This window comes from Nocardia sp. NBC_00511 (assembly GCF_045161165.1).
Lineage (GTDB): Bacteria > Actinomycetota > Actinomycetes > Mycobacteriales > Mycobacteriaceae > Nocardia.
In genome coordinates this window covers 25,987-47,904 of the sequence record NZ_CP107850.1, presented here as the reverse complement: position 1 = coordinate 47,904, position 21,918 = coordinate 25,987, and the positions used below count along the sequence as shown (strand labels likewise).

General features: G+C 61.0%; 19 protein-coding genes. 8 read left to right on the top strand and 11 right to left on the bottom strand.

Features of this window, described 5'->3' with window-relative positions:
* Nucleotides 1-1,241 precede the first annotated feature (1,241 nt).
* A complete protein-coding gene (locus OG300_RS41545) occupies nt 1,242-2,282 on the top strand; it encodes a phage tail tip lysozyme (protein ID WP_331723049.1) in 1,041 nt (346 codons plus the stop codon).
* A 207-nt stretch (nt 2,283-2,489) separates the two neighbouring features.
* Here the strand turns inward: OG300_RS41545 and OG300_RS41540 are convergent, their stop codons facing one another.
* From OG300_RS41540 to OG300_RS41515, 6 genes are all read right to left on the bottom strand, one after another.
* Nucleotides 2,490-4,625: a hypothetical protein gene (locus OG300_RS41540; protein WP_405498966.1), complete on the bottom strand. Its 2,136-nt coding sequence runs from the start codon at nt 4,623-4,625 to the stop codon at nt 2,490-2,492.
* Nucleotides 4,625-6,322, bottom strand: coding sequence for a type VII secretion target (locus tag OG300_RS41535; protein ID WP_331723047.1), 1,698 nt, complete (start codon nt 6,320-6,322; stop codon nt 4,625-4,627). The genes OG300_RS41540 and OG300_RS41535 overlap by 1 nt, the downstream gene beginning before the upstream one ends.
* A 34-nt stretch (nt 6,323-6,356) precedes the next feature.
* A complete protein-coding gene (locus tag OG300_RS41530) occupies nt 6,357-6,746 on the bottom strand; it encodes a hypothetical protein (protein WP_331723046.1) in 390 nt (129 codons plus the stop codon).
* 21 nt (nt 6,747-6,767) lie between these two features.
* The gene (locus OG300_RS41525; RefSeq protein ID WP_331723045.1) at nt 6,768-7,115 is read right to left on the bottom strand and encodes a DUF1707 domain-containing protein; all 348 of its coding nucleotides are present in this window, start codon (nt 7,113-7,115) and stop codon (nt 6,768-6,770) included.
* A 68-nt stretch (nt 7,116-7,183) separates the two neighbouring features.
* Nucleotides 7,184-7,903: a MerR family transcriptional regulator gene (locus OG300_RS41520; RefSeq protein ID WP_331723044.1), complete on the bottom strand. Its 720-nt coding sequence runs from the start codon at nt 7,901-7,903 to the stop codon at nt 7,184-7,186.
* Nucleotides 7,904-7,975: 72 nt separating this feature from the next.
* The gene (locus OG300_RS41515) at nt 7,976-8,557 is read right to left on the bottom strand and encodes a glycosyltransferase (protein ID WP_405498963.1); all 582 of its coding nucleotides are present in this window, start codon (nt 8,555-8,557) and stop codon (nt 7,976-7,978) included.
* A 1,268-nt stretch (nt 8,558-9,825) separates the two neighbouring features.
* Here OG300_RS41515 and OG300_RS41510 point away from each other — a divergent pair.
* Complete coding sequence (locus tag OG300_RS41510) at nt 9,826-10,191, top strand: hypothetical protein (protein WP_331723042.1); 366 nt, start codon at nt 9,826-9,828, stop codon at nt 10,189-10,191.
* Nucleotides 10,192-10,839: 648 nt separating this feature from the next.
* On the opposite strand, the gene OG300_RS41505 is transcribed toward OG300_RS41510, so the two are convergent.
* Entirely contained in the window at nt 10,840-11,055 is a 216-nt protein-coding gene (locus OG300_RS41505; RefSeq protein ID WP_331723041.1) for a GNAT family N-acetyltransferase, read from the bottom strand.
* A gap of 2,176 nt (nt 11,056-13,231) precedes the next feature.
* Between OG300_RS41505 and OG300_RS41500 the strand changes: the two genes are divergently transcribed.
* From OG300_RS41500 to OG300_RS41480, 5 genes are all read left to right on the top strand, one after another.
* Nucleotides 13,232-13,468 (top strand): hypothetical protein, encoded by a 237-nt coding sequence (locus tag OG300_RS41500; protein ID WP_405498961.1) that lies wholly within the window; start codon nt 13,232-13,234, stop codon nt 13,466-13,468.
* 272 nt (nt 13,469-13,740) lie between these two features.
* Complete coding sequence (locus tag OG300_RS41495; RefSeq protein ID WP_331723040.1) at nt 13,741-14,016, top strand: hypothetical protein; 276 nt, start codon at nt 13,741-13,743, stop codon at nt 14,014-14,016.
* A gap of 390 nt (nt 14,017-14,406) precedes the next feature.
* On the top strand, nt 14,407-14,850 hold the full coding sequence (locus OG300_RS41490; RefSeq protein ID WP_405498958.1) for a hypothetical protein: 444 nt from the start codon (nt 14,407-14,409) through the stop codon (nt 14,848-14,850).
* 302 nt (nt 14,851-15,152) lie between these two features.
* Nucleotides 15,153-15,434 carry a hypothetical protein gene (locus OG300_RS41485; protein WP_405498957.1) on the top strand — a complete coding sequence of 94 codons (282 nt, stop codon included), beginning with the start codon at nt 15,153-15,155 and terminating at the stop codon, nt 15,432-15,434.
* Between the two features lie 346 nt (nt 15,435-15,780).
* A complete protein-coding gene (locus OG300_RS41480) occupies nt 15,781-16,518 on the top strand; it encodes a hypothetical protein (RefSeq protein WP_331723036.1) in 738 nt (245 codons plus the stop codon).
* 263 nt (nt 16,519-16,781) lie between these two features.
* On the opposite strand, the gene OG300_RS41475 is transcribed toward OG300_RS41480, so the two are convergent.
* Nucleotides 16,782-18,074: a cytochrome P450 gene (locus OG300_RS41475; RefSeq protein WP_405498955.1), complete on the bottom strand. Its 1,293-nt coding sequence runs from the start codon at nt 18,072-18,074 to the stop codon at nt 16,782-16,784.
* A gap of 86 nt (nt 18,075-18,160) precedes the next feature.
* Nucleotides 18,161-18,667: a MerR family transcriptional regulator gene (locus OG300_RS41470; protein WP_331723034.1), complete on the bottom strand. Its 507-nt coding sequence runs from the start codon at nt 18,665-18,667 to the stop codon at nt 18,161-18,163.
* 182 nt (nt 18,668-18,849) lie between these two features.
* Between OG300_RS41470 and OG300_RS41465 the strand changes: the two genes are divergently transcribed.
* The gene (locus tag OG300_RS41465; RefSeq protein WP_331723033.1) at nt 18,850-19,404 is read left to right on the top strand and encodes an MFS transporter; all 555 of its coding nucleotides are present in this window, start codon (nt 18,850-18,852) and stop codon (nt 19,402-19,404) included.
* Between the two features lie 461 nt (nt 19,405-19,865).
* On the opposite strand, the gene OG300_RS41460 is transcribed toward OG300_RS41465, so the two are convergent.
* Both OG300_RS41460 and OG300_RS41455 read right to left on the bottom strand, forming a co-directional pair.
* Nucleotides 19,866-20,231: a hypothetical protein gene (locus tag OG300_RS41460; protein WP_405498953.1), complete on the bottom strand. Its 366-nt coding sequence runs from the start codon at nt 20,229-20,231 to the stop codon at nt 19,866-19,868.
* Nucleotides 20,232-21,050: 819 nt separating this feature from the next.
* Nucleotides 21,051-21,323, bottom strand: coding sequence for an SPFH domain-containing protein (locus tag OG300_RS41455; protein ID WP_331723030.1), 273 nt, complete (start codon nt 21,321-21,323; stop codon nt 21,051-21,053).
* Between the last annotated feature and the right edge of the window lie 595 nt (nt 21,324-21,918).

Here is a 21,918-nt window from a genome sequence, read left to right as displayed (position 1 = left end):
GGCCTGGTGCCAGCAGACTCGGAGGGATGGTGAAGTGATCTCTCGGTAGTCCTTCTGGATGGATTTGCCAGGGAGGCGGGGGGTCGTCGGCGACTGCGGTGGAATGGTCAACGGCGCAGGAATTCCAGGGACTGTCGGGGTTGCCGGGGGCATGTGCGGCGCAGGCTGGCCGGGATCCATTACGACAGGACCGTCGAGACCGAGTTCGTGCTCGCCCCCTGCGTAGTCGTTGCGGATGCCGTCTGCGGTGTTCCACAGGGTCGCGGCTGGCCCCTGCTCAACCGCCGAGGGCAGTCCGGACTGCCGAGGTTGAGCGCCTTTCGGGAACGCCGCGACAAGAGTTGACGCCAACGGTGCTATCGATGTGAGACCTCGTTGAGCTTCGCGATCCGATCGAACATCGGAGCCCGCATTTGCTCGCTGACTGTCGCTGTCCGGGAGAGCAGCGGAAGCAGGGCGGCCTCGGCCCGCTACTACTGGTCGTGGTAGTCGGTCAGGGTTGCCGCTGTGTCGGTGTAGCGGATGACCACCGCTCCGGCCTGACCGGTGGCGGCCAGCAGCGCAGGCCCTGACGGGGCAGTCGGCATCGTAGGCCCCGGAGGTGGCATGGCGAACGACTGGTCGCCGGTGGCATCAACCAGAATTTGTATTGTTTCCTGAATTTGAGAAATTAAGGTTTTGAGACCAATCGATGCGGGCGGTGGCACCACGAGATCTACGGGCCAACGAGGTGTGTCATCGACGGGTCTCATCTCCACGACCTTACAGTCGATTCAATCCATCCCTCGGCGAACAGTCGCTTTCTCAAGGCCGAGAAAGGATTCGATGTGGCATGGGGGTGCCACGGGCCGGGACCGCCGTTCAGGAACGGTCGGGTTCACAGTTGGAGTAGCCGCTTCCGGGTGGTAGAAATTGAGCGGCCCGGAAGCGGCTGATCACGGCAGTGCCGACGTCGGCATGCGCTCCGGCATCGACTCGCGCAGTACATCGCGACGCTTCGCAAACGAGGGAGAACTCGAAACCTCGGCGCTGTTGTGCGCATTGCCGTGACGATCGATTCCGTGCGACTTCTAAATCGCACGGTAATGTCAACTATACCTTTGCCGAGCGATGCGCGGCGAGGAGTTCCCAAGTGTGGGAACAGGATACGCCCGACCGCCGGACCGCTGGTTATGCTGCAGGGGACGTGATGTTCTGCGAGGAAGGGGTGAGTTATGGCTGCCCCGTTGACATTACCGAGAGTGGCTGACGCTCCAATCCTGGATTCATATGTCGACCATGCGGAGGCCGCACTGCGGCGACTGCTCGACGCGATCGGCGACGGCTCTGCTCAGGGGGTGACTGCGCAGACACTGCAGGCACTGGGCCCCTCGCCGCTGGCCAGCGGCGAGATGGAGAAGCAGTACCGCGCCAACCAGCAGCAGTTTGAGCAGTATCGAACGGATTTGGACTCGTTGGACACCAAGGTCGCCACGATGGCCGCGAAATCCGCTGAGGTCAGCGATACGGTGCACGATCAGGTCACCGGACTCGTCGATTCGGTCGACGAAATCTTGCGCAGTGTCCCGAGCCGGCCGACCGTCCTGCAGCAGCTCGACGCGATCGGTGGGATGGATCAGGCGATCGGCAAGGCCGCAGATCTCGTCAGCAGCGCGAATGACCAGCTTTCGGCACATGCCGATTCGGTACAGGCGCCTGGCGCCCAGCCGAGCGATCAGTCGGACGGCTCGACATCCAGCCCAGCGGGCAGCTATTTTCCCGGGAGTTATGCGCAGCCGAGCAGCTCGTCGTCCGGCGGAGGTTATCCGGCCGTATCCACTGCCCGGTCGGTGAGCGCGGAGCCGATTTCGGGTGGCAAGCAGGTTCAAGTACGTGATATCTACCAGTATCTGATCACGAAGTACGGATTCACGCCTGCGCAGGCCGCCGGGATCATGGGCAACATGCAGGTCGAATCGAGCTTCAATACCGGGGCGTCCAATCCGAGCGAGGGCGCTATCGGCCTGTGTCAGTGGGAGGGTGGGCGCCGCAGCTCCCTCGAGGCGTTTGCCGCGTCCCAGGGAAGATCCGTCACAGACTGGCAGACACAGGTCGACTTCATGATGAGCGAAATGCACGGCGGAGAGTCGTCGGCCCTGGCATCGGTGAGATCGACAGATTCACCAGCTGCTGCTGCGGCAGCGTTCGATCAATACTACGAGCGCAGCTCTGGCGCAGCTCGAGGCCAGCGAATGTCAAATGCGATGAACATCGCGAATTCCATGGCCGCCCTTGCCGTTTAGTGGGATCGGACCTAACCAGTCCTGCGGCGAGCTGTGCTCACCAGTTCATGCGATATGAGGTGCGATCACGATGCCGCCATGTCAGGACTGGTTCCCGGACCACCGTCCACGACGTCACACCAGGGCCAGAAGATACCGGTGATTGACCGCTGATAACAGACTCGGCCGACACGGTGAATTGGCCTCCCGTGCAACTGATCGCGACTGCTAGGTGCCAGTCGGTGTGGTTACGGGTGGGACGGCAGTCTCCCTGCTAGGTAAGGGAGTGATCGGCGAGGGATCCGCCTGTTGCACCGGTGTACCCGGTGTCCGTGTCGGGTCGCCAACGAGGTCGACGCCCGAAGGATGGTAGTAGTGCTTGGGCGGGTCGTTGGCATCCATCGGATGAAGGTGTCCGTCGATGATGAAATTCGGTGTGCCGTTGACCATTACGACTAGGGCGTTTCGGTTGTCCCATTCTGCCACGTCACCTGTCTGGAGTGTCTGAGGATTGAGCTTCCATGGCGTGGTGGCAGTCGACTGGCCTTCGGTGCCGGAGTAGGCGGCGCGGGCGTCGCAGCCGTTCGGGTTGTTCAGTTCCTTGTTGACCGCCTCGGCGACTACCGACGACACGTGCTGTGGGGTGTTGAGGCCTGGAATCTCGAGGTCCACCATCGACTTTGTGTCTGTCACCGGTGGCGGCGTGGAGGGATTGGCGGCGGTGATGGGTGTGGGAGCGCTGGGCGCGGTGGGTGTGTCAGACGGTGAGGTCACCGTGGGCTGGTCAGATGTGGGTTGCGGGTTGTCCGGGTATCGGCGCTGGTGCTGAGGACTATCGACAGGGTTTCCTGTCCCGCTGGAGTCCTTGTTGGTCAATCCTGACATCAGTTCCATCATCATCATCTCCTGCATCGGATCCGATTGGGATGGGCTCGCTGCGGCTGTGGTCGCGGTGGGGGTGTTGTTCAGGCTCTGCGTGATCCGATCGATTGCCGATTGGATGGCGGCTGTATCAGCGTTGCTGTTGGCGGGTGCCGTGTTGCCACTGGTCGTGCTGGTCGTAGTGTCCGGTGCCGGTGCCGGTGCCGGAGACGCTGGCGTGCCGGTGTAGGGCGTGGCGGGCCCGGGTGTATCACCAAGGGGATTGCCGCTGGAGGTGCTTGGGTCCGGGGTCACTGTGCTGGTCGGCGGGTTGGGGTTGGCTGGCGGGTTGGGGTTGGCTGGCGGGTTGGGGTTGGCTGGCCGGTTGGAGTTGGCTGGCGGGTTGGGTTTTGTCGTCGAGTCGGGCTTGGTGGGCGGTTTGGTCGGCCGAGTTCGAGGGTCGGCAATCGCTGCTAGTCGTCCGAACTTCTGGGTTGCTTCGCTATACGTTTTACTCCAGTTGGCGACCGCAGATTTGATGGCGCTCACATAGTAGCGTTGCTCGGCTTCTGCGGTGAGGAAATATTCGCCGGTTGCGCCGATCTCTGAATTTGTGTTCAGTTCGTAAACCGGCACGAGGACTTGAGAATTAGCTGGACCTCCCGATTCCTCGAAAATCTGATTTCCTTCTTGTTTCGCGGTGTGCGGTTCATACGCCAGCTGCTTGGTCAGGTCGTTCGCAATGCCTTTGAGATCGCTGTACAGCTTGTCGCCGGTGATCGTCGCATCATACGTTGCTTGAACTACATTCTGGTCATTCGCCGTAAAGGTGTTCTCCGTCGCCGTCAACTGTTTATATAGGTCGTCGTAGTCGTCCCGGATTTTCGACCAGCCAGATGCTGTGCCGGGGTCGTGTCCCAGCAGTTGTTCCGGCGCAAACGGAGGTCCTGCTGAAGGTATTCCCACACCGAGCGAGTCCATGTCCCACTGCATCGTGAACGCGGTATCGTAAATCAGCATAATCAGTGAACTGCTTGCGCCTTTGGGAATGTTGAGGACGATAGCGGTGTTCTTCGATTTTCCTGCGGGAGCCACCACGGCGGGGCCGTCGAACTTAGGGTTGGCTTCCAATTGTTGCGCTCGTAAATACGCTAAGTATTGGTCCGGTCGGCCATTCGCGAGGGCATCTCTCAGCACTTCGGCGTTCGGGTAGTCGGGGCTTGCTTCGAGTGCTGCGCTGGAATGCACCAACGATGATACGAGATTGGAATCGCTCGGAGAGGTGGCCGCCAATGCCATCATGTTATTTTTTCCATCGACGGTCGATATGGCGTCCCATACGGATTGGAAATCCGTGGCGTTCAGATTGCTGAGATCGCGGAGATCCAAAATTCCTTTTGCAGTGGTAAATCCGTCACTATGTATTATGCCACCCTGGTAATCGTTATACATTCTCTTGTATAAATCCTTCGCCTTCTGGCTGGCGTTTTTCGAGATCCCCATCAACTTGTCCTCTCGGTCGTCGCGGTCTCATCGTCGACGCGACTGCCGGTCGAATCAGCGTTCGATATCGGATCGATATCGTTGCGCGGAGACCTATCATCACTGGCGATGGTGGACAGCGATGGGTGTTCGGCTATCTGACTGTGTGTGTACAAGGCGTCACGCAGCATCTGCCGCTCGTTTCCCGTTGCTGTCACCAATCGTCGGAGTTCGTCGAGGCGGCGGGAGAAGAACCTGGTGTGGATCGATTTTGATTCGAGCAAGTGCTGGTTGTGGCTGGTGATAGCGGGGGCGTGCATCAGCGCCTCAGCACTCCCCAAAAGTACGTTGAGCGCCGTCCGAATGTCCTTTTCGGGCACTGTCAGCGCCTGATGTAACGCCTGCTCCGAACCGGCGAGCGCGAGTCGGTCGGCTAATCCCACCCCAGGCGATCGGAAATCCGCTTGGGCTCCTGCGGCCGACACCCTGCTTGCGAGTGCAACGTCACTGTCGAGTGCGTCGAGCAACCGTTCGGAGATGACGTTCGAAGACGCGATCGCGGAGATTCGCAGCCCGTGTTCATGTGGCACTCGAATGCCGAACTCGACCAGTATCCGAGCGGGGTCGGGTGTGCCTTCCAATGCCGAGATCGCCGTCCGGTCCGTCTTCGAGAGAATATGGTCCCACCGCCACGGAATGATCACTTCGGACGGTAGGTACACGCCGGCCGGAAGCCAGCCTCTTCCCTCGGCGGAGGTCAGTAGCACTATGGGACCGTTGTCTGTTCGACATACCGCTGTGGCCCAGTCCACATCAGGAGACGAATCGCCGGCGGCCTCGAGAGTTGCGGCCAATAGCGTGCGTGCCAGGGCCAGATCGTCGTCGGCATGTTCTCCCACTCTGAGCGGTGGTAGAGATTGCCTGGCCTTGTCTGCGTGGGTGGCGGCGACGAACGGACCTGTTGGAAGAGCGGGAAGGAGTCCACGCCGATACGTATTACCGGCATCAGGCGCTCGGTGTGGGCCGGGACTCATCGTTGTTGGCACGCCATACGCTGTGACGATGGTGCCATCAGCGATTGTGTTCGTGTTCGTGGGTGAGTTGGCAGCGGTGGGCCCGGTCGTTGTCGTGCCGGGCTTCGGGGTTGTTCCCGCGGTCGACAGATCACCCATCTGACCGCCGAAGACGGGAGCGATGACAGTCTCGTCGGTGTGCGTGGGACCAACTTGCCCGGCCATCGTCGGATCGGAGAAATCGGCTGGCCCGGGTGTACTAGGGACGACCGGCGGCGCCGGGCGCACGGGCGCGTTCTCTCGCGATGCGGTGGGTGAGCGTCCCAGGTCATCGAAGATCGCGGGGTGGGCGGCTGGATTGCCGTTGGAGAGGCCGGGCGAGATGTCGAAGCCGTGGTTGCCCGACGACGCGATCTGATGCCCACCGGTTTGGTCAGTTCCCTCGAGTTCGTTTGCCGCTCTGAGCAATTGATCGCGTGTCTGCTCATGCAGCACAGCCTGATGCTCAGCGTCATCATGGCGTTTGCTGGTGTAGGACACCAGAGCCGCATGCATCTGATCGGCGATGGTGCCGTACATCGATGGGAAGTCATCGAGCCAGGTCTGGGGGATTTCTCCCCACTTCCGGAGGTTCGCGGCCTGTGCGTCGTGCTGTCCGGCGATTCTGCGGAAGTCGTCCGGTTCGGCTTCCAGATAGTCGGACATGCCTGGTTGAATCCTCCCGCCGGTTAACTCAGGTTCATTGTTCCGTCTTCCCAAAACTGGGAGGTTGCCAAGTGTGGCCGACACCTGGACTCCATTCCCGCATAATGTCCGCCAACGGTCGTGGGAGTCGGCTGAGGTCGTTCATTTCCGCGATGTATTTCCGCTTGGCGTCTTCTGTGCTTGCGATGATGGCCGCCATGATCTCGGCAGTCAACTGTTGGTTGCCGAGTTGACCGCAGGATCCTGGCGCAAGATAGAGATCCCGCAAGCGTCCGCGTGCGTCGACTTCGGGGATGACCAGACCGGTTGGTGACGGCCGCCGAGCAACGATCGATTCGGTCTGTTCGCATAGGTCGTCGATACGATGCTGTAATTCTCGCTTCATGGCGAATCCGGCGCGAACATTGGGGTGAAGTTCTGTCATTGCTTGCTCGCGTTCACGGTCTCATCGCTCGGGATCGATCAGATGCAGCATCGCGATGGGTGCGATCGCCAGCAGCCACAAGAGATTGCCGGTGGCAACTGACAATACGAGGGGGATGGCCGATAGCGGGAGGATGAGTATCGCGGGCCGGTGAATCCATTGTCTCGTTCGGGTCGGCAATGGTGGTGGTAGTTGTGGCCGGGGGAGATCTGCGAACAGTTCAGCCAACTCGGCCATCGATGTTGCCTCACAGGCGATGGTGCAGCGTTGCTCGAATTCGACGGTGCTCAATCTTCCGTCACCCAGTTGCTGTGACAACTCCCGCAGCGCGCGCTCCCGATCTGCGGTACTGATCTGAGACTCCCACACCTGGGCAGATTACGCCGCCGCTTGACGGTCCTGACCGGACCGATCACCAGCCCTGGGAAGTGTGGCTGTCAGGCATCTGTGAGTTCGATCCTCTCATCGAGATATCTTGCGACGTAACGGTTTACGAGTTCGGCGGTCACGCGTCCCGGAATTCGGGCGGCCGCGGCGAGCTCGATCGATTCGGGTCGGTCGTCGCCGGAGCTGCCGTTCTGCCGTAGCGGTTCCCACACCGTGCGGCTGAATACGTCGACGAAGCGCCGCGCAATCCGGTCGCAATCGGCACGCAGTTTCTCGAGTTCGTTGACGGCCTCGCTCATGGGGACGCCTGTCGCGGTCAGTTCTTCGACGACACGGTCCAATTCTGGGTCCGCGACGCGGTATGTTGCCGCGTCGACAGGCTCGTAAACCCCCATGGCGACGACTCGGGCCAGGCCGCTCGGCACGTCGCGATAGCGTTCTGCCAGTTCGGTCGCGGTGACGGTCTCGGACTCGTTGTCTTGTCCGAGACCTGTCGAGCTGGGTGCTATCTCGCCCAGAACTTCGCCCAGGCCGTCACCGCGATCCCAGGCATTCAGAAGTTCCTTGATTCCATTGAGCTTGATGCCGCGGTCGAGCAGTCTGCTGATTGTGTGCACTCGGTTGAGGTGCTCCGGGCCGTAGAAACCCGTCCGTCCCTTCAGCCGGGGAGGCGGCAACACGCCACGCTCGTGATACACGCGCAGGCTTCGCACGGTCGTGCCGGCTTCGCGCGCCAGCTGATCGATCGTGTACTCGGCACCTGCTTTCATACCTCTAAGGAAACCATATCGATCGACGGGTGAGCGGCAGCTGCTGCAGAGCTGTCCGTCTCATGACAGACGTCACCGGACAAAGAAGGGACGGTCGATGCGCCGGCCGCCCTTCGTGAGGTGAAGGGCCAGGTCGAGATCGCTACCGGAGGAGGTCGCGGCCATTGCTTCCGTGCGTACCTCAAGCCACACCGAGCGGCGGAGAGCCAGATTCGAGCCTGGCGCCTGTCCTGACTTCTCGTCGAACTGACTCGGACACTGCACGACGGCGTCGTCCGGGCCGGTTGTTTCGATCGCGCGGTGGGTCCTGCAGGCCTCTATGCCGATCAGCGCGGAAGCTTCGGGATGTTCGCTCATATGGCGTGCGATTGTTCGTGACCAGTCCGGCGCTACCATCGCACAGACGTCGAGATGGCTGATGATGTCCGCGGTCGCCGTGTCGAAGCCGATATCGCGGGCTTGCCCGGGATCGGCACCCGGCGCTGTGACGAGTCGAACGGTCTCGGTGAAAGCCGTGTATACCCGTACCATCCAGGCAGTGTCGTCTGCGCTGCCACGATCTACGACGACGATTTCAGCGATGGCACTTTGCCCGACCAGCCGATCCAAACAATGCGGTATCTGCGTGGCGTCGTTCAGGACAGGAATCACCACCGACAGGTCACCTGCTGGGCCATCGAGTGCGTCGTCATAGCTCTGTGCCTGGACCGCTGCTCGACCGTATCTCCTACGGGCGCCGGCATTCGCGCAGATGGTCGGCCTACGCTCTGTCATCGTGTGTCCTTCGTCGGCATCATGAGGCTACGGCGGGCGTTGTCTTGTAACCATCGAAGATGCTGATAGCGGTGCTGAACATCCGTCATGGTGCGGTACCTGAGGTCTTACCTGCCCGACGTCGTCCTTTCGTAGGGCTGGGAGCGCCTTTCCGGTCGGCTTCGGACCCGGGGAACGCACGCGAGTGTCACGGCCGCTCGTCGAGGGGTTCTGCGGTGTGTTGGGTCATGCTGCCCACAGCCGCGCGCAGGGGAGGGGAGGTGCTTTGCTGCACCACGTGGGCGAGATACTGATCGTGATTCCGTCGCGAGTAGCTGCCTCGGCGAATCGTGCCGCTACCTCCGGATCGGCACGATAGATGAGGGGCGGGAAGCCGGGGAAGGTTACGAGAACCTGACATTGTCTGTCGCCTGTATGCATCTGGTTGATCCAGTACTTCAGGGCCGGCGTCTCCGGATGTGCCGATCAGAACGTCAGCCGGTTGCATTGTCCGGTATTGCCCGGTACATCCAGCATCGCTGGGTGCTGACCGCACAACATCGGCCGGTATGCGGTATTCCGTGGCGCGTAAATATCGAGAGAACTACGAATAGCTGCAACGGATGTCCGGGCTTCGGACCTGACTCGATGCAGATTTCGCTGACTTCACCGCCGAGCCGCGACCCGATCTCCGGTTTCCACTATCTTCACGTCGCGAGTGCATTCGAGAAACACCGAACGCGCCGAACGAACCAGTGAGCTGAGTGCACCACCGCGACTCGAGTTCGCGTCACTGGCGGTGCAGATCAGCAATTGGATGTCGACCAGGCTGGTCAGGTGGACGACGACAAGGGAGGTATTCGCCAGCACGCAGCGGATGGCATGAACACGCCTTCCCGGATCTGGGAAGAGTTTGCTCGCAGAGGCCCCGGGCGTCGGGCTAGTGTCGGAACAACGGCCGGGCTGCTGAGCAAGTCCCGGATCTGAATTTATGTCGTGACATATTGGGCAGCGTCGAACGACATCAACCATTGGGAACACGCCAGGTTGCAAGATAAATGCGTTGGTCATGACGGGATAGGTCGTCGTGATGCGAAATCTCCGTCTTTCGCATTTGTGGAGGATGGAGCACTCAGAGCTCACAGCACGCGGATGTCATCGAACGGACGATGTGCGATTTCGAGGCGCAACATCGGCAGCGCTCATCGATCAGCCTGGGCAGATCGGGGATGTTCTCGATGTCACAGGGTGGAGATCCTGATGTCAATCACTATTCGAAGGTACCCATGGAAAACAATGCTGTAGAACCGGTCGAATGTGCCGTCGACGACCCTACCCTCAATACGAGTGACGCCGCGTTCGGCCTCATCGGAAAGGAGTTCGTGGCCGCTCTGGGCTATGCACATGCCAGCCTTCTCGAATCGGTTGCCACCCTTGCCGAACCACTCTTGGCGGTGGATGAGACTGTCGATCGGTCCGATTCTGATCCGGCGGCCGCCAGCGGGGTGCTCGGTCCGGACAGTCATGATGCATAGGGGATCCGCTGGCTGGCTGGTATCTGCTCCGGTCGCACTTCTGCGCGCGCATGCTCCTATGTACATGAATTTATTCAGATATGCGCATGAGTGCAATTAAATACAACAACACCCAAAAGCGCCCAAACTGCCGGGATCGGGCAACGCAACGGCCACTGCGTGGCAGGAGTTCGTGCATTGTCCATATCGCGGACTGGCGGGACACCGCGGTGAGCGGGTCGACGACCGGCTTCATCGGCGTCCCAGTCAGTCCTATGGACATAGGCTGGTCACAGCGATCGCTGGGTCTGATCGGCTGTGCGGTTCACACCCTGGGGCGGGTGAGTTGAAGGTGGTTTCATGTCGCATCGGCTGTTGCGATCGGCTGGTATTGCACGTGCAGCCCGGCAAGGGTGTGCTCTAGGGCGGTGCTGACCTGGCTCGATGAGCCCCCGCGAAATCGAAATACCGCTCCGACGTCGACGTAGCCCGATGATTCTGTGATGATGTCTCCGGGGTGTGGAATGAAGCTGTAATAGGGACCGTGCGCGGGATCGACCTCGAAACGAGCTTCCGTGACCACGCACGGTGGAGGGAGGGGCGGCCTCACCAGGAGTTGGCCGGCCAAATGTGTGGACGCTAGGGGAGTTGCTCGCACTTCGTGTCCCATTAATGTCGAGTGCGGCACCGACGACTGGGCGGCACAACGTGGCGCGCGCTCGGAAAGTTCATGACGAAGTAGGCGCCGGAGGCCTCGGGAGTCTGTCCGCACCACACCTGTCGCAATGTGTCGCCGTGGCGTAGCGCCAGTGTGAAGGCGATCACCTGATCAGCGCTGCGTACCGTTGTCACGACGATGTCATCGGGCCGATAGTGTGCGAGCATCCGGTCGAGGACGGCGGACTGTGTTTGTCGATCGGCAGTGGCGCGATACTTGCGCAGTAGTCTCAGGCGGAGCCGACACACCCCTCCTAATGTGTCGTCAATTAACGGCACGTTGAACAACGGTATCAGTTTGTGTCGTGTGACGGGAGGGGTCGCCGGTTGGAACAGCTCGCGTTAGAATCGCACCCGTCAAATGTGCTGATGCGATCATCACAGGCGATTACCCCCGAACGAGCTCCGAACCGACGCACGCGGTCCGGAGCTCGTTTCGGTTTCGACTCGGCCCGAAGCTCGCCTGGGAATGCGACCCGCTGTCGAAATGTCGGTGACACGGCTCAATTGCGCGATATCGGTTGGGGCGCAGACACTCCGCGCGACGTCACGAGCAGAGGTCGACGCTCGAGGTACGGCATCGAGGTACTGAGCAGGCATGGATCCAGGGCTGTGTGCGACGCAACTTGGCCGAAGGTCGGGTGCGCCGGAGGAATGGGAACGTCGATGACGGGATCGGTCACAGGCATCAAGTCTCAGCCACTTGGCGATGCTGGGCCTGATGTCATCTTCCTGCTGCCCTGCTGCTTGATCGAACACTGCGCAAGCCCACATTCGAACTAGGCGCTGTTGCCGATCGCATTCTGCTGGGCAGGCGTCGCCTGTCACTGTGGCAGCGTCCACCCAGGCCTGTTCCGCGCCGATGGTCTATCCCGGGTTTGATAGACCAAGCCTTCCGAGAGAGCAGGGGAACCTCAAGTACCTGTGCCCCACTGATCCAGCCGGGTCGCCACGGCTGATGCCCGGTGTCGATGCCGGGCGGGTGCTCGGCTGTGGAGTCACAAGATGCCTGTCGATATGGGCGGCGGTCCAGATGGGTTCAACGACGTTTTGGTACGAGGACCGTCATGTGAAATCGTGATCTCACCGAGGCTACCTCCGTGCATGTGCTCGCGACCTCGTCTTCGAGTCGTTCAATGCGCTTGGCGCCCAATCGGTTCGCTGTCGCTTCCGGGCCCGAGGGATCCGACGTTGCCGGGCCCGGAAGCGACTTGCATGCGTTAGCCATCAGCGGATTTTCGGTGCTGAGCGATGTTCGTTCTCGAACACCGGTCGCGAACGGTCATCCCGATGACTAGGCATGTGTTCCGCGACTCTCTCATGGCTGACGCATTCGTCCCACCGAGGGCACTCGTGGGACGGGTAAGACCCTAGACGCATCGGCACCAAGAGCGGATGACGCGAATTCCCATATATGGGAACATGATTCGCTATGCGTGCAGTTCACAGGCGAGTACTGCGGTGCCTTCCGGCCTGGGGCAACACGCCACATCGTGCGCCACGCTCGACGCAGCCATTTTGCTCATCCTTGCTCGGCAAGAGGTCTGCTGCAGTGCGGTGTTCTGTGATAGCGCTGTGTCGGATCAGGTAGCTCACCTATCGGCTCCTCTACCGGAATGCTGCCGCTATGGAGATGGGCCGTGTCACCGACCAGCATGGTTGTGGATGCGAAGCAAACGTGTTGCGGGCCAACCGCATCAGGGCAACGAGGACTGTCCAAGACTAGGGTGCGACTGACGGGCGAGTCGCTGGAGGCCACACGGGACGTGGTCATCGAGGCCATGCGAATGTCGCTGATTCCGACGTCTGAGCGTACTTGGCCGTCGGCTTGTCGCGGGACAATCCATCGTGCCATCCAGCGTCGACATTTGGCCGGGGGCGTGCTGTCGACGTCCGTCATCGAGCGTGTTCGCAGTCACGACTCGTGGTCGTTTGCGTGTTCGATACCCGGGCTCGCGTAGTCGGGTGTACTACGATCCGTGTGGATCGGGCTCGGTCGACAATTCCTCAAGGTTGCCGCTATTCAGCCGAGCTCGATCCACCCGACGTCGGGGATCATGGTTTTTCTCGTACGCCGACATGGCAGGTTCGCACCCCGTTCGCTCGCACCTCAGCCGTTCTGCCGAATCCAGACAGGCGGGTGCCTCCGCGCGCTCTGAACTCCTTCACCCGACTTCATCGGCCGCGTCTTGTGTTGACCTCTGAGTCATGAGCTCCTGCCAGCCGCAGAACTCCCACTACGGGGAAGGCGCTCGACCGGCCGAGCACAACGAACCAGACCAAACAGTCCTATTATCAATCTGCTGAGAATTCGAATAACTTCCATGCGGTTCGGAGGTCAACCATGGCCATCGGGAGCTTTAGTTTCAACGATGAAAACGGTATACGCCAACGGATCGTCGACCCCCGAGAGTATGCCGATTACAACCTGATCATCGGCGTCGGCGACGTAAACAACGAAACCGACGCGATCGTCACGCTGCATACGCAGAGGAACGGCTCGGGAGACTCCGACTCGGTGTACCCCGGGGCCCGACGATATTCCAGGACGGTGTACGTCAGCTGTCGCTTCACCTCATAGATGTAGGGTGCGACCAGCTCAAGGGCCGATGCTGTCCTCGGGGGTACCGGGGTGTGCTGGCGAGCTGACCCGAGTAGTGTGCCGCGCAGCCGCGCGATTGGGTCCGTGATCGGGGCATCGGCGCACGAATCGCCCGTAGGGCGCCGACACCGGCGGGTCGTACGTATCCCCGCGCGGTTTGCCGAGGGATCAAGGTTTGTAGCGCCTATGGCCGTTATAGTCTGTCGTAGTCTGCGGTACGCTCTGTTGTTGCGATTACGTGGTATTGGGGCTTGGCGCACCTGCTCTCCCAAGCCGGGATCGACATTGATGATGTGTATGACCTGATCAGCGCTTGGCTCACTGGCGAGCGGCCGATTTGGTTCATGCCTGCTGTCGATGATGCGACCGGTTTGAAGGCGTCGGTGCTTGTCGGACGTACGGACGGCGGTGACCCGTTGGTGATCCTGGCTCGCGTCGAGGGCAAAGACATTTACATCATCAACGCATTCCGCCCGACCCTCGAGCTGATCGCTGATTTCAGGGAATGGGAGACCCGACATGACTGACTTCGAGAAGATGACCCCGGCGGAGATCAACGCCTTGACCCAGCGGCTGGTCTTCGATACCAGCACCGCTGGCAGCTCCCCGTGGTGCATGGCGTGGAGGCCCATGAGGCGTTGATCCCACGCTCGGTGAAATTGCCTGCCACCGTAGACCGTGCATGCAAGGAGCGTGCCCGTGAGCTGGGTATCAGTCAGTCGGCCTACATTCGTTCGTTGATCGAGAAGGATCTCACCAGCGGGCAAACCCGGCCATTGACGACTGCGGACCTGCCGCTGATCCTGGAGTTCATCCGCAACGCGGCCTAGGTCCTGTCTCCCAATAGCTTCAGTCATTCGACTGTCAGCGTCACGGCGAACCCGGCCCGACAGGTCAGGCCGAGTTTGTCGTAAGGGGTGGCGACCCCACACCAGGTGTTTGGCCTTGTTGAAGGCGCGTTCGACGACATTGCGGCCTTTGCCGGCGAGCGAGTCGAATCCTGTTGGCCGACCACCCGCACCACCGCGCAGCTTCCGGCTGGCGAACTGATCCACCCACTCTGGGATGACTGCACCGATGCCTGCGCCGCGAAAAACGGTTCGGTTGGTTCGCTTTGGAGTACGCCGCGTGTCGGCGAGCGCTCGATCGGGACGGCCACGCGGTGGACCACCGATGAGCCGGGGCACGGCGATCGCGCCCAGCGCCGCTGGCATCATCGGCCAATCCCGGCTTGCCCCGTGCTCAACGGCACCGCCGGGCCGCGGCCGTTGCCGTCGGTGGCCAGGTGCGCCTTCGTGGTCAACCCGCCCCGGGACCGGGCCGATCGCGTGATCGGCCGGCTCCCGACCCGCCTGTCTTGACTGCGATTCCTCGCGCCGACGGTCGACTGCCCCGCACTGATTCCTCACCGCAACGAGAGGGTTGTCGCTGGCGTGGAAACTGCTGCGGACGGCAAAGATCTCTACGACGCGGTCTTTCTGGGCGAATGCCCGCAAACCAACCTCACCCCGACTCCTTCGAACAGTTCTTGGGGCCACGTCCGCGAGTTCACTCCCGCTTCAGTACGAGACTGGCGCGTCGACTGACCACGACCCAGTTCGACCGCTTCGCCCACACCATGGCCGGAGTCCGGCAAGTCCGCACCGACCTCCGCCAAGGCGACGTGCTGTTCGGGCTCGGCACCTTGGTCTATGACTGGTACGACCCGTTCGGCACGTTCTTCCTCGAAACCCTTGGCCAGGGTCGCCGAATTCGAGGCCAACCTCACCACCTGCGCACCCGCGAACGCATGGCCAAGGTCCGCGTGAAAGGCCGACTCGAGGAACCAACCCAAAGTTACTCCCGCAGCACGAAAACGATCTACCGCCGCTATCACGATCTCGACGACGACGCGAGGCTGGCCGACCGCGCCGAGGAATACAGCACCGCCGGACCGCGGGTGTAATTCCCTCATCGGGCTTCTCGATCGACTCACCGATGAAGTCCAGACCGATCGTGACCGCAGCGAGGGAATGCTGCGGTCTGGCACGATGAGCTGGTCGATTGCATTTCTCCCTTCGTTCAGGGCAATGCCTTCCTGGAGGCTATGCGGCACTGCCACCCAACAAGCTCCCACAAATGGGAAGGCGGGGGTGCACGGGGAGAAGACAGAATCCGAAGAAGGCAGAACGGACCGATTCGGAGCCCGGGACCAGAGCCTGTCTCGTACCGACGATGTGAAGGCATATATGGCGACCGGGTGGCTAAGAGGTAGCACCTCAGACAGAACGCCGCGCCACAAGGTAGCGGCGGTGGAACACCAAATCACCGGGCGCGACGACCATGCATTTCCGGGCGGTCGGACCTGCCACGATGAGGTCTCGTCGATGGTCCCGCCGAAGATGCCGCTCACCTACGTCTCCCTTGGTGAGCGGCCGCTCAGGCGCTTTCCTCAATTGCTGGTCGGTCTCGCCCTCTACGGGCTCAGTCTCTCGGTCATGGTCCGTGCCTCTGTCGGCGTCAATCCTTGGAGCGTCCTCTACGAGGGCCTCCAACGCCACACGCCCCTGAGTTTCGGCACCATCAGCGCTGTACTGGGTGTTTTGGTACTGGTGCTGTGGATTCCCCTCAAACAGAAGCCAACCCTGGGGACCTTCACCAACATCGTCGTCGTCGGTTTCTCCTCCGACCTGGGCTTATCGCTCATTCCCCCACATCTCGGGCTCGCGGCGCGGTGCGTGCTGGCCATCGGTTGTGTCGTCCTCAACGGTCTGTCCATCGCGATCTATGTCGGTGCGCGCTTCGGGCCCGGTCCCCGCGACGGACTGATGACGGGTACCTCCGCCACAACCGGGCGTTCCATCCGACTCGTCCGCACCCTGATCGAGCTCACCGTGCTTGCCGTGGGCTGGCTACTGGGCGGGACGGTGGGGGTGGGCACCGTCCTGTACGCACTCATGGTCGGTCCGGTCGCACAATTCTTCCTACCCTTTTTCGCATACCGCGGGGTCGAAGAACGCGGCCTCGAACCAGCAGGACGTCCATCCTGAGCGGACACCGCTGGTTGCATGTCGCCCGGACGGAATCTGGTTTCGGTGTGTCCGTCGAGCGTTCCAGTGATACGAAAGCGTCATCGACTACCACCGCCCGAAGCTCGAAGTCGGAGAACCGCCAAGTACCCGGGCACCTGGAGATCTCCACTGCCCACGGATCGCCGTTACTTCGAGGCCGGAATATAAAGCGCTGCAGTGTGTTTCGAATGCCTGACGCGATTGTCTCAGGACCGAGGCCGTGATGGCTGGTTGCACTGTGGTCATCGCGGCGCGGTTCGGTGCGGCAGGGGCATCGACGAGGATGGCGGGAACTGCACTGGCATTGCTACGGGAGATCGATGAAATGCGTTGGCTTGCCATGACATCTGTTCTTTGGGAACGGCCAGGGTGATGTCGGGCAGGGCATCGAATAGTTGGTCGAGGGATTCTTGGACGATGACGGCGGCCACTGACTGTGCTGGGCAGCATCGTGGTCCGGCCCCCCAAGCCAGATGAGATCGGTTGCCCTGGCGGTCGCCGGAGCGGGCGGCGTCGGAATTGCAGGCGGTCAAGCTGATCAGCACCGGCTGATCGACTGCCAGCCATTCACCCTCGACCGATTGGGGTTGACGCGGGTACCGGGCGCAACCATTGGCCAGAGGCGGATCCAGGAACACCGCTTCATCGATTGCCTCCCGGACTGACAGTGAGCCGCTGAGGAATCCGCTTCGGAACTGACCGTCGGTGGTGGCCAGCAGCAGGGCGTTCACGATCAGATTCCAGGTGGTTTCGGTGCCGCGGAGGTAGATGACAGCGGTCTGCGCGACGACTTCCTCGTCATCGAGGCCGCTGGGATGTTGTATGAGCCGGGAGATGATGTCGGTGCCTGGCTGGGATCGTTTGTCGGACACGATACTCGACAGCAGATCATGGAATCCGGTGTCGAGCGGCCTGGAACTGACGGCATCGGTACTGGCTCGCAGGGCGGTGAGGATGTCGTACAGCTGCCAGCCGGTGTCGTCGGGCAGGCCCAGCAGGACGTTGACTACCTGGACCGTGAGCGGGATGGCGTATTCGCTGAGCAGGTCGGCACCGCCGGTGCCGCAGAACTCGTTGATCAGTGAGACTGCCTCGTATTCGACGACGGCACGGAGTTGGTAGAGATCGATCTCGTTCATGACGGCCAGGTAGGTGGACCGGTGGCGGTATTCGCTTGCCTCGTCGGAGTTTACGGGCCCCCATTCCATGATCGGTAGTGCCGGGCAGTGTGCGGGGATCGTGGCTTGCCAGGTACTGGGATCGGCCGGAAAGTGGGCGGGGTCGGCCAAGATGCGCAGGGCGGCGCGGTAGCCCAGGACGAGAGTCGCCGGCACACCTGCGGTGACTTCCACCGGGACGAGTTGCCCTACGCTGCGCCGCATCTCGTCGTAGGCGCGGTGGGGGTCTGCGGCGAATTCTGGTGAATACAGTCTCATCCGTCTGTTCGAATCCGAAGCATCGTCAAGTGCGGAGCTCCCAATAGACAAGCGATCAAGGAAGTTTGCTGTGCGCGATCGGATGCCCAGACGGCCCATGCGCGGAAAATGCTTGGAGTCGTCGAGCAGCCGTGAAGCGAGATGCCAAAGACGCTCGGCAGTAAGAAGTTTCGCTCACCGGCATCCTATCTTGCGAGTTGGTTGTGTGCAGTGCCACGCGGCAGAGGCGCGGCTATGGCCCGGCCCGCACAAGACGATTGTGTTCTAGCCTCGGAGGTCCGCAGGGCAGCGGGGATTCGCTCGGTGATCCTTTCTCGTGCGTGCGGGCATATATCGAAGGCATCGGGGCACTTGATGGCGTGGTCGATGAGCTCTTTGGTGGCCTGGGCTTGGGCGATGCGCTGGTCGAGGTGTCGCAGGTGGGCGCGTAACAGGTCCGGCTGCGCCATCGGGTCCGGCGTGGACAGGAGCGCTTGTATCTGGCGGATGCCGAAGCTGGCATCGCGAGCCAGCAAGATGAGGGCGACACGGCGCACGTCCTCCATGCCGTGGCAGCGCCAATTCCCGCGCCGCTGTGGATGCAGCAAGCCCTCGGTTTCCCGATATCGAAGCACGTGTGGGGCCACCCCGAACACAGCGGCCACCTCACCCACGGTTGGCTTATTTGACTTCACGTGCACATTGACCTGCATCGTGGGAACATGCGCAAGACCACCTCGACGACCGTGGGTCGTGAAGTCGAATTCCGTTGGACCACAGGATATGTGGTGGCATTAGCGGCGTTGTGCACGGCGCAACTGCTGGTAGCCCTGGACATCACAGTCGTCAATGTCGCGCTTCCAGCATTACAACGCGACCTCGGGTTTTCGCCTCCATGCTGCAGTGGGTTATCACGGCGTACACAGTCTGCTTCGGCGAATCCCTGCCGCTCGGCGGCCGCACCGGCGATCGATACGGCCACCGCAGCGTCTTCATCGCGGGCGCGTCGATGTTCGGTCTGGCCTCGTTGGCTTGTGCTCTCGCACCCAACGCCACCGCTTTGATCGGCTTCCGCGGCGTGCAGGGCGTCGCAGCCGGTTTCGCCTCACCGATGACGCTGGCACTGCTGGTCACACTTTTTCCGGAAGGCCGAGCACGGACCGTTGCGTCTACTGCCTGGGGCAGCGCGACCGCGGTCAGTGGATCGCTGGGTTTCGTCGCCGGGGGAGTGCTGGTCGACGGCCCGGGGTGGCGTTGGATATTCGCGATCAACCCAGTGATCTGCCTCGTCGCGGTCGCCGCCGTCATGCGCTTCGTGCCCAGGGCGCGTCGCGAACCCGCAGAACCTTCGACCTTCTCGGCGCGATCACATCGACTCTGGCGGTGGTGCTTGTTACCTATGGTGTCACCCGAGTCGGCACTGTCACATGGCATTCGCCTTCCGTCGTGATCCCGGCTGCTAGCTAGTGCGACAAGGTCTTCGGTGCCGAGCCCCTGTCGGCAGAGTCGGCGAGCGAGTGCGTTACCGAGGCCGTCGAGGGCGCGATAGCTGAGTTCGGCATCGTCGCTGATGAGGGCAGTGTGGTCGGGGTTGCGCTCGACCGCGGCGGCGAGCAGTGTCACCAAGGTGGGACCACCGATCGCTTTCTCCCGCCGTCTCGGTGAAATAGAAGTGGGCTTTCGGGGATTCGTGCGCATGCGTGTTCGTCCCGCCGTCGGTTCCGTCGAGTGTTGGCTGATGCTAGGACCGGCATACTGATCGAGGCTCGCCACAGCGTGGAAGAGTCATAACAGGATTCCGGCCGCCATGGTGGCGCAATGATGGTGTCGACGATCGGGAAATAGCCCGATCATTCAAATTCGGCAATGAGGCGTCTGATCCGAGGTGGTCGGCCTGGGATCCGAACATCTCTACCCGTTGTCGCTCCGGTTTCCGGCGTACTGCTCGGCGCGAGTGCGCAGAGGGGCCGCCTCCTCGGCGTCGATCCCATATCGGAGCGCTTCATCGAGTAGTTGACGCACCCGATCCGATCGCTGGGCGACCAAATCTTCGCAAGCATCCAGGTGCGCGTACGCGCCCATCAGCGCGAGTGCTCCGTGGATCTCCGGGTCGACATAAGGTCGCGTCAGGTAGTCGTCGACCGCGACCGCGATGTCCGTGAAATGGGTCCCCGCCGGACGAATGCAGTCAGCTACTGCCAGAGGTAGGTGAATCGACCTGATCAGTGCCTGCACACTCGAGGGAAGAGCACGATCCTTCATGGTGAAGTCCTCCACATCGGTTCGGTCTGTACGAACCACCTTCCCTCCGGACACGGTGGACGAACATCCGTCAGAGGACCGAGTTATGCGTTTCGTGCATCCTCGAGTCGAGGAGTGGAGCCTCTTCGAGTTTGTGCCACATTTGCCCTCCGCGACCACCACAGCACCCATAGAATTTTGCGGATCCCACCACAGTGTTCGGCGGCCGATACAAGGCTGACCCTGTGTTGGCATCAGTTGCGTGCCGCAATAGCGACAGAATCGGGCGCTGGCCGGTCTAGCCATTCCACAGTCGCTACAGGAGGGTCCAACGACAGGTGTTCGAAGATCCGACTGGGTGCGCATCGCGTACAACCCGAGTGCGTTGTTCAGGGTCGCACCGTTTGCGCCCTGGCTACCGGCGAATCCCGACGCTGCTCCGAGGAGCAGTTCCCCGGCAGTATACTGACGAAAGCCGCCCGCGAGGCCCACGTAGGTTTATCTTTCGCGAGATGTTTGAGGCGGTCTTCGTCCTGGGGCATCAAGCTGATATCGAAGTCAACAATTCGAACGGTTGTAAACCAAATTGATTCAGTGTCATGTTAACGTGCCGGAGTAGAGCTTCCTCAATCGGGTCCATTTTTGTCGATATGCCCGGTATTGGCTGTTCTCCGCCCATGATCCCGTTTGTCACCCTGACCTTGATGGACTTCAAAAGAAGATCTCCACACCAAATGTGAAGGCGCGTCGGATCGGTGAGATTTTGCGTCCCCGCACAGTTTATGATCGTGTGTTCTGGATCGGCAGCACCCAGTGCAAAGTTCCCGAATACTCGCACGCTCACCGTCTGTTCGCTCACCGAATCGGAGATGTCTCCGACCCTTCCACCGAATCGTATTTCTGTAGTGGATAGTTGGGAACAAAGTACAGCGCAGCTCGATAGTAATCTCCTCCACAGAATTCAGCGGCCAAAACTCCGAGAATGGGGAGCTCTTCAGGATCGATTCGGTGTCTACCTGGGTCCATTACCGAAATAATATGTCCTGATTGCACAAAGATTGCAGACTGATCGATGTTGACTAAGATGTGGGTGTATCGACGCAAGTTTAGATCTGGCCATTTATTCATTATTTGATTCTTATATTTCTCGGGGATAGTGATGAATTCTCGACTGAAGTATGCCATAACAGCTTCTCCACCGATCGTGCAATCCTGAAATTCGAAGGAAGTTAGGCCACGCCCTTCTCCCAATATTTTAGGGAACAAGGAATCCCGAGTGATCCCGTCAGGCCCAGCGTGGACGTGCGTCACGTGACGTTTCCACTCGCAACCCCGAAGTCTGATTAGGTGATGGTCAGGCCCGCAACGATGCCCCATATAATGGGGTGTCACCTAACGGTGCATGCCAGAGGGTGCCGTCAGCCTCGCTAGGAAGGCTGCCCCATCTCCCTACGTTAGCTGCATCACCGGTCACGCCGCCACAGGATCCCTTCGGTGTCGAGCTCTTAAGGGGCAGGTAGGTAGGGCACCTCGCTCTCCTGCTCCAGCACCTGGAGCCGGCGGCGGCGCAGCGGGTAATTCTGCCGACTCGCAGCAGCTACCGGCCTGGACGATTCTTTGACATCAGTGCATCGGCCGATGTTCTCTGTACAGAGCACAGTCAGAATCGTCAGCATGATGCGAAGAATTCTTATTGCTGCTGCAGCTGCCGGCATTCTAATTG

Bases quoted from the DNA above. Each gene is read 5' to 3' on its own strand.
- OG300_RS41540 (WP_405498966.1), bottom strand. From the start codon at position 4,625: ATGGGGATCTCGAAAAACGCCAGCCAGAAGGCGAAGGATTTATACAAG.
- OG300_RS41535 (WP_331723047.1), bottom strand. From the start codon at position 6,322: ATGTCCGACTATCTGGAAGCCGAACCGGACGACTTCCGCAGAATCGCC.
- OG300_RS41530 (WP_331723046.1), bottom strand. From the start codon at position 6,746: ATGACAGAACTTCACCCCAATGTTCGCGCCGGATTCGCCATGAAGCGA.
- OG300_RS41520 (WP_331723044.1), bottom strand. From the start codon at position 7,903: ATGAAAGCAGGTGCCGAGTACACGATCGATCAGCTGGCGCGCGAAGCC.
- OG300_RS41510 (WP_331723042.1), top strand. From the start codon at position 9,826: ATGTGCGATTTCGAGGCGCAACATCGGCAGCGCTCATCGATCAGCCTG.
- OG300_RS41505 (WP_331723041.1), bottom strand. From the start codon at position 11,055: ATGCTCGCACACTATCGGCCCGATGACATCGTCGTGACAACGGTACGC.
- OG300_RS41500 (WP_405498961.1), top strand. From the start codon at position 13,232: ATGGCCATCGGGAGCTTTAGTTTCAACGATGAAAACGGTATACGCCAA.
- OG300_RS41475 (WP_405498955.1), bottom strand. From the start codon at position 18,074: ATGGGCCGTCTGGGCATCCGATCGCGCACAGCAAACTTCCTTGATCGC.
- OG300_RS41470 (WP_331723034.1), bottom strand. From the start codon at position 18,667: ATGCAGGTCAATGTGCACGTGAAGTCAAATAAGCCAACCGTGGGTGAG.
- OG300_RS41465 (WP_331723033.1), top strand. From the start codon at position 18,850: ATGCTGCAGTGGGTTATCACGGCGTACACAGTCTGCTTCGGCGAATCC.
- OG300_RS41455 (WP_331723030.1), bottom strand. From the start codon at position 21,323: ATGAATAAATGGCCAGATCTAAACTTGCGTCGATACACCCACATCTTA.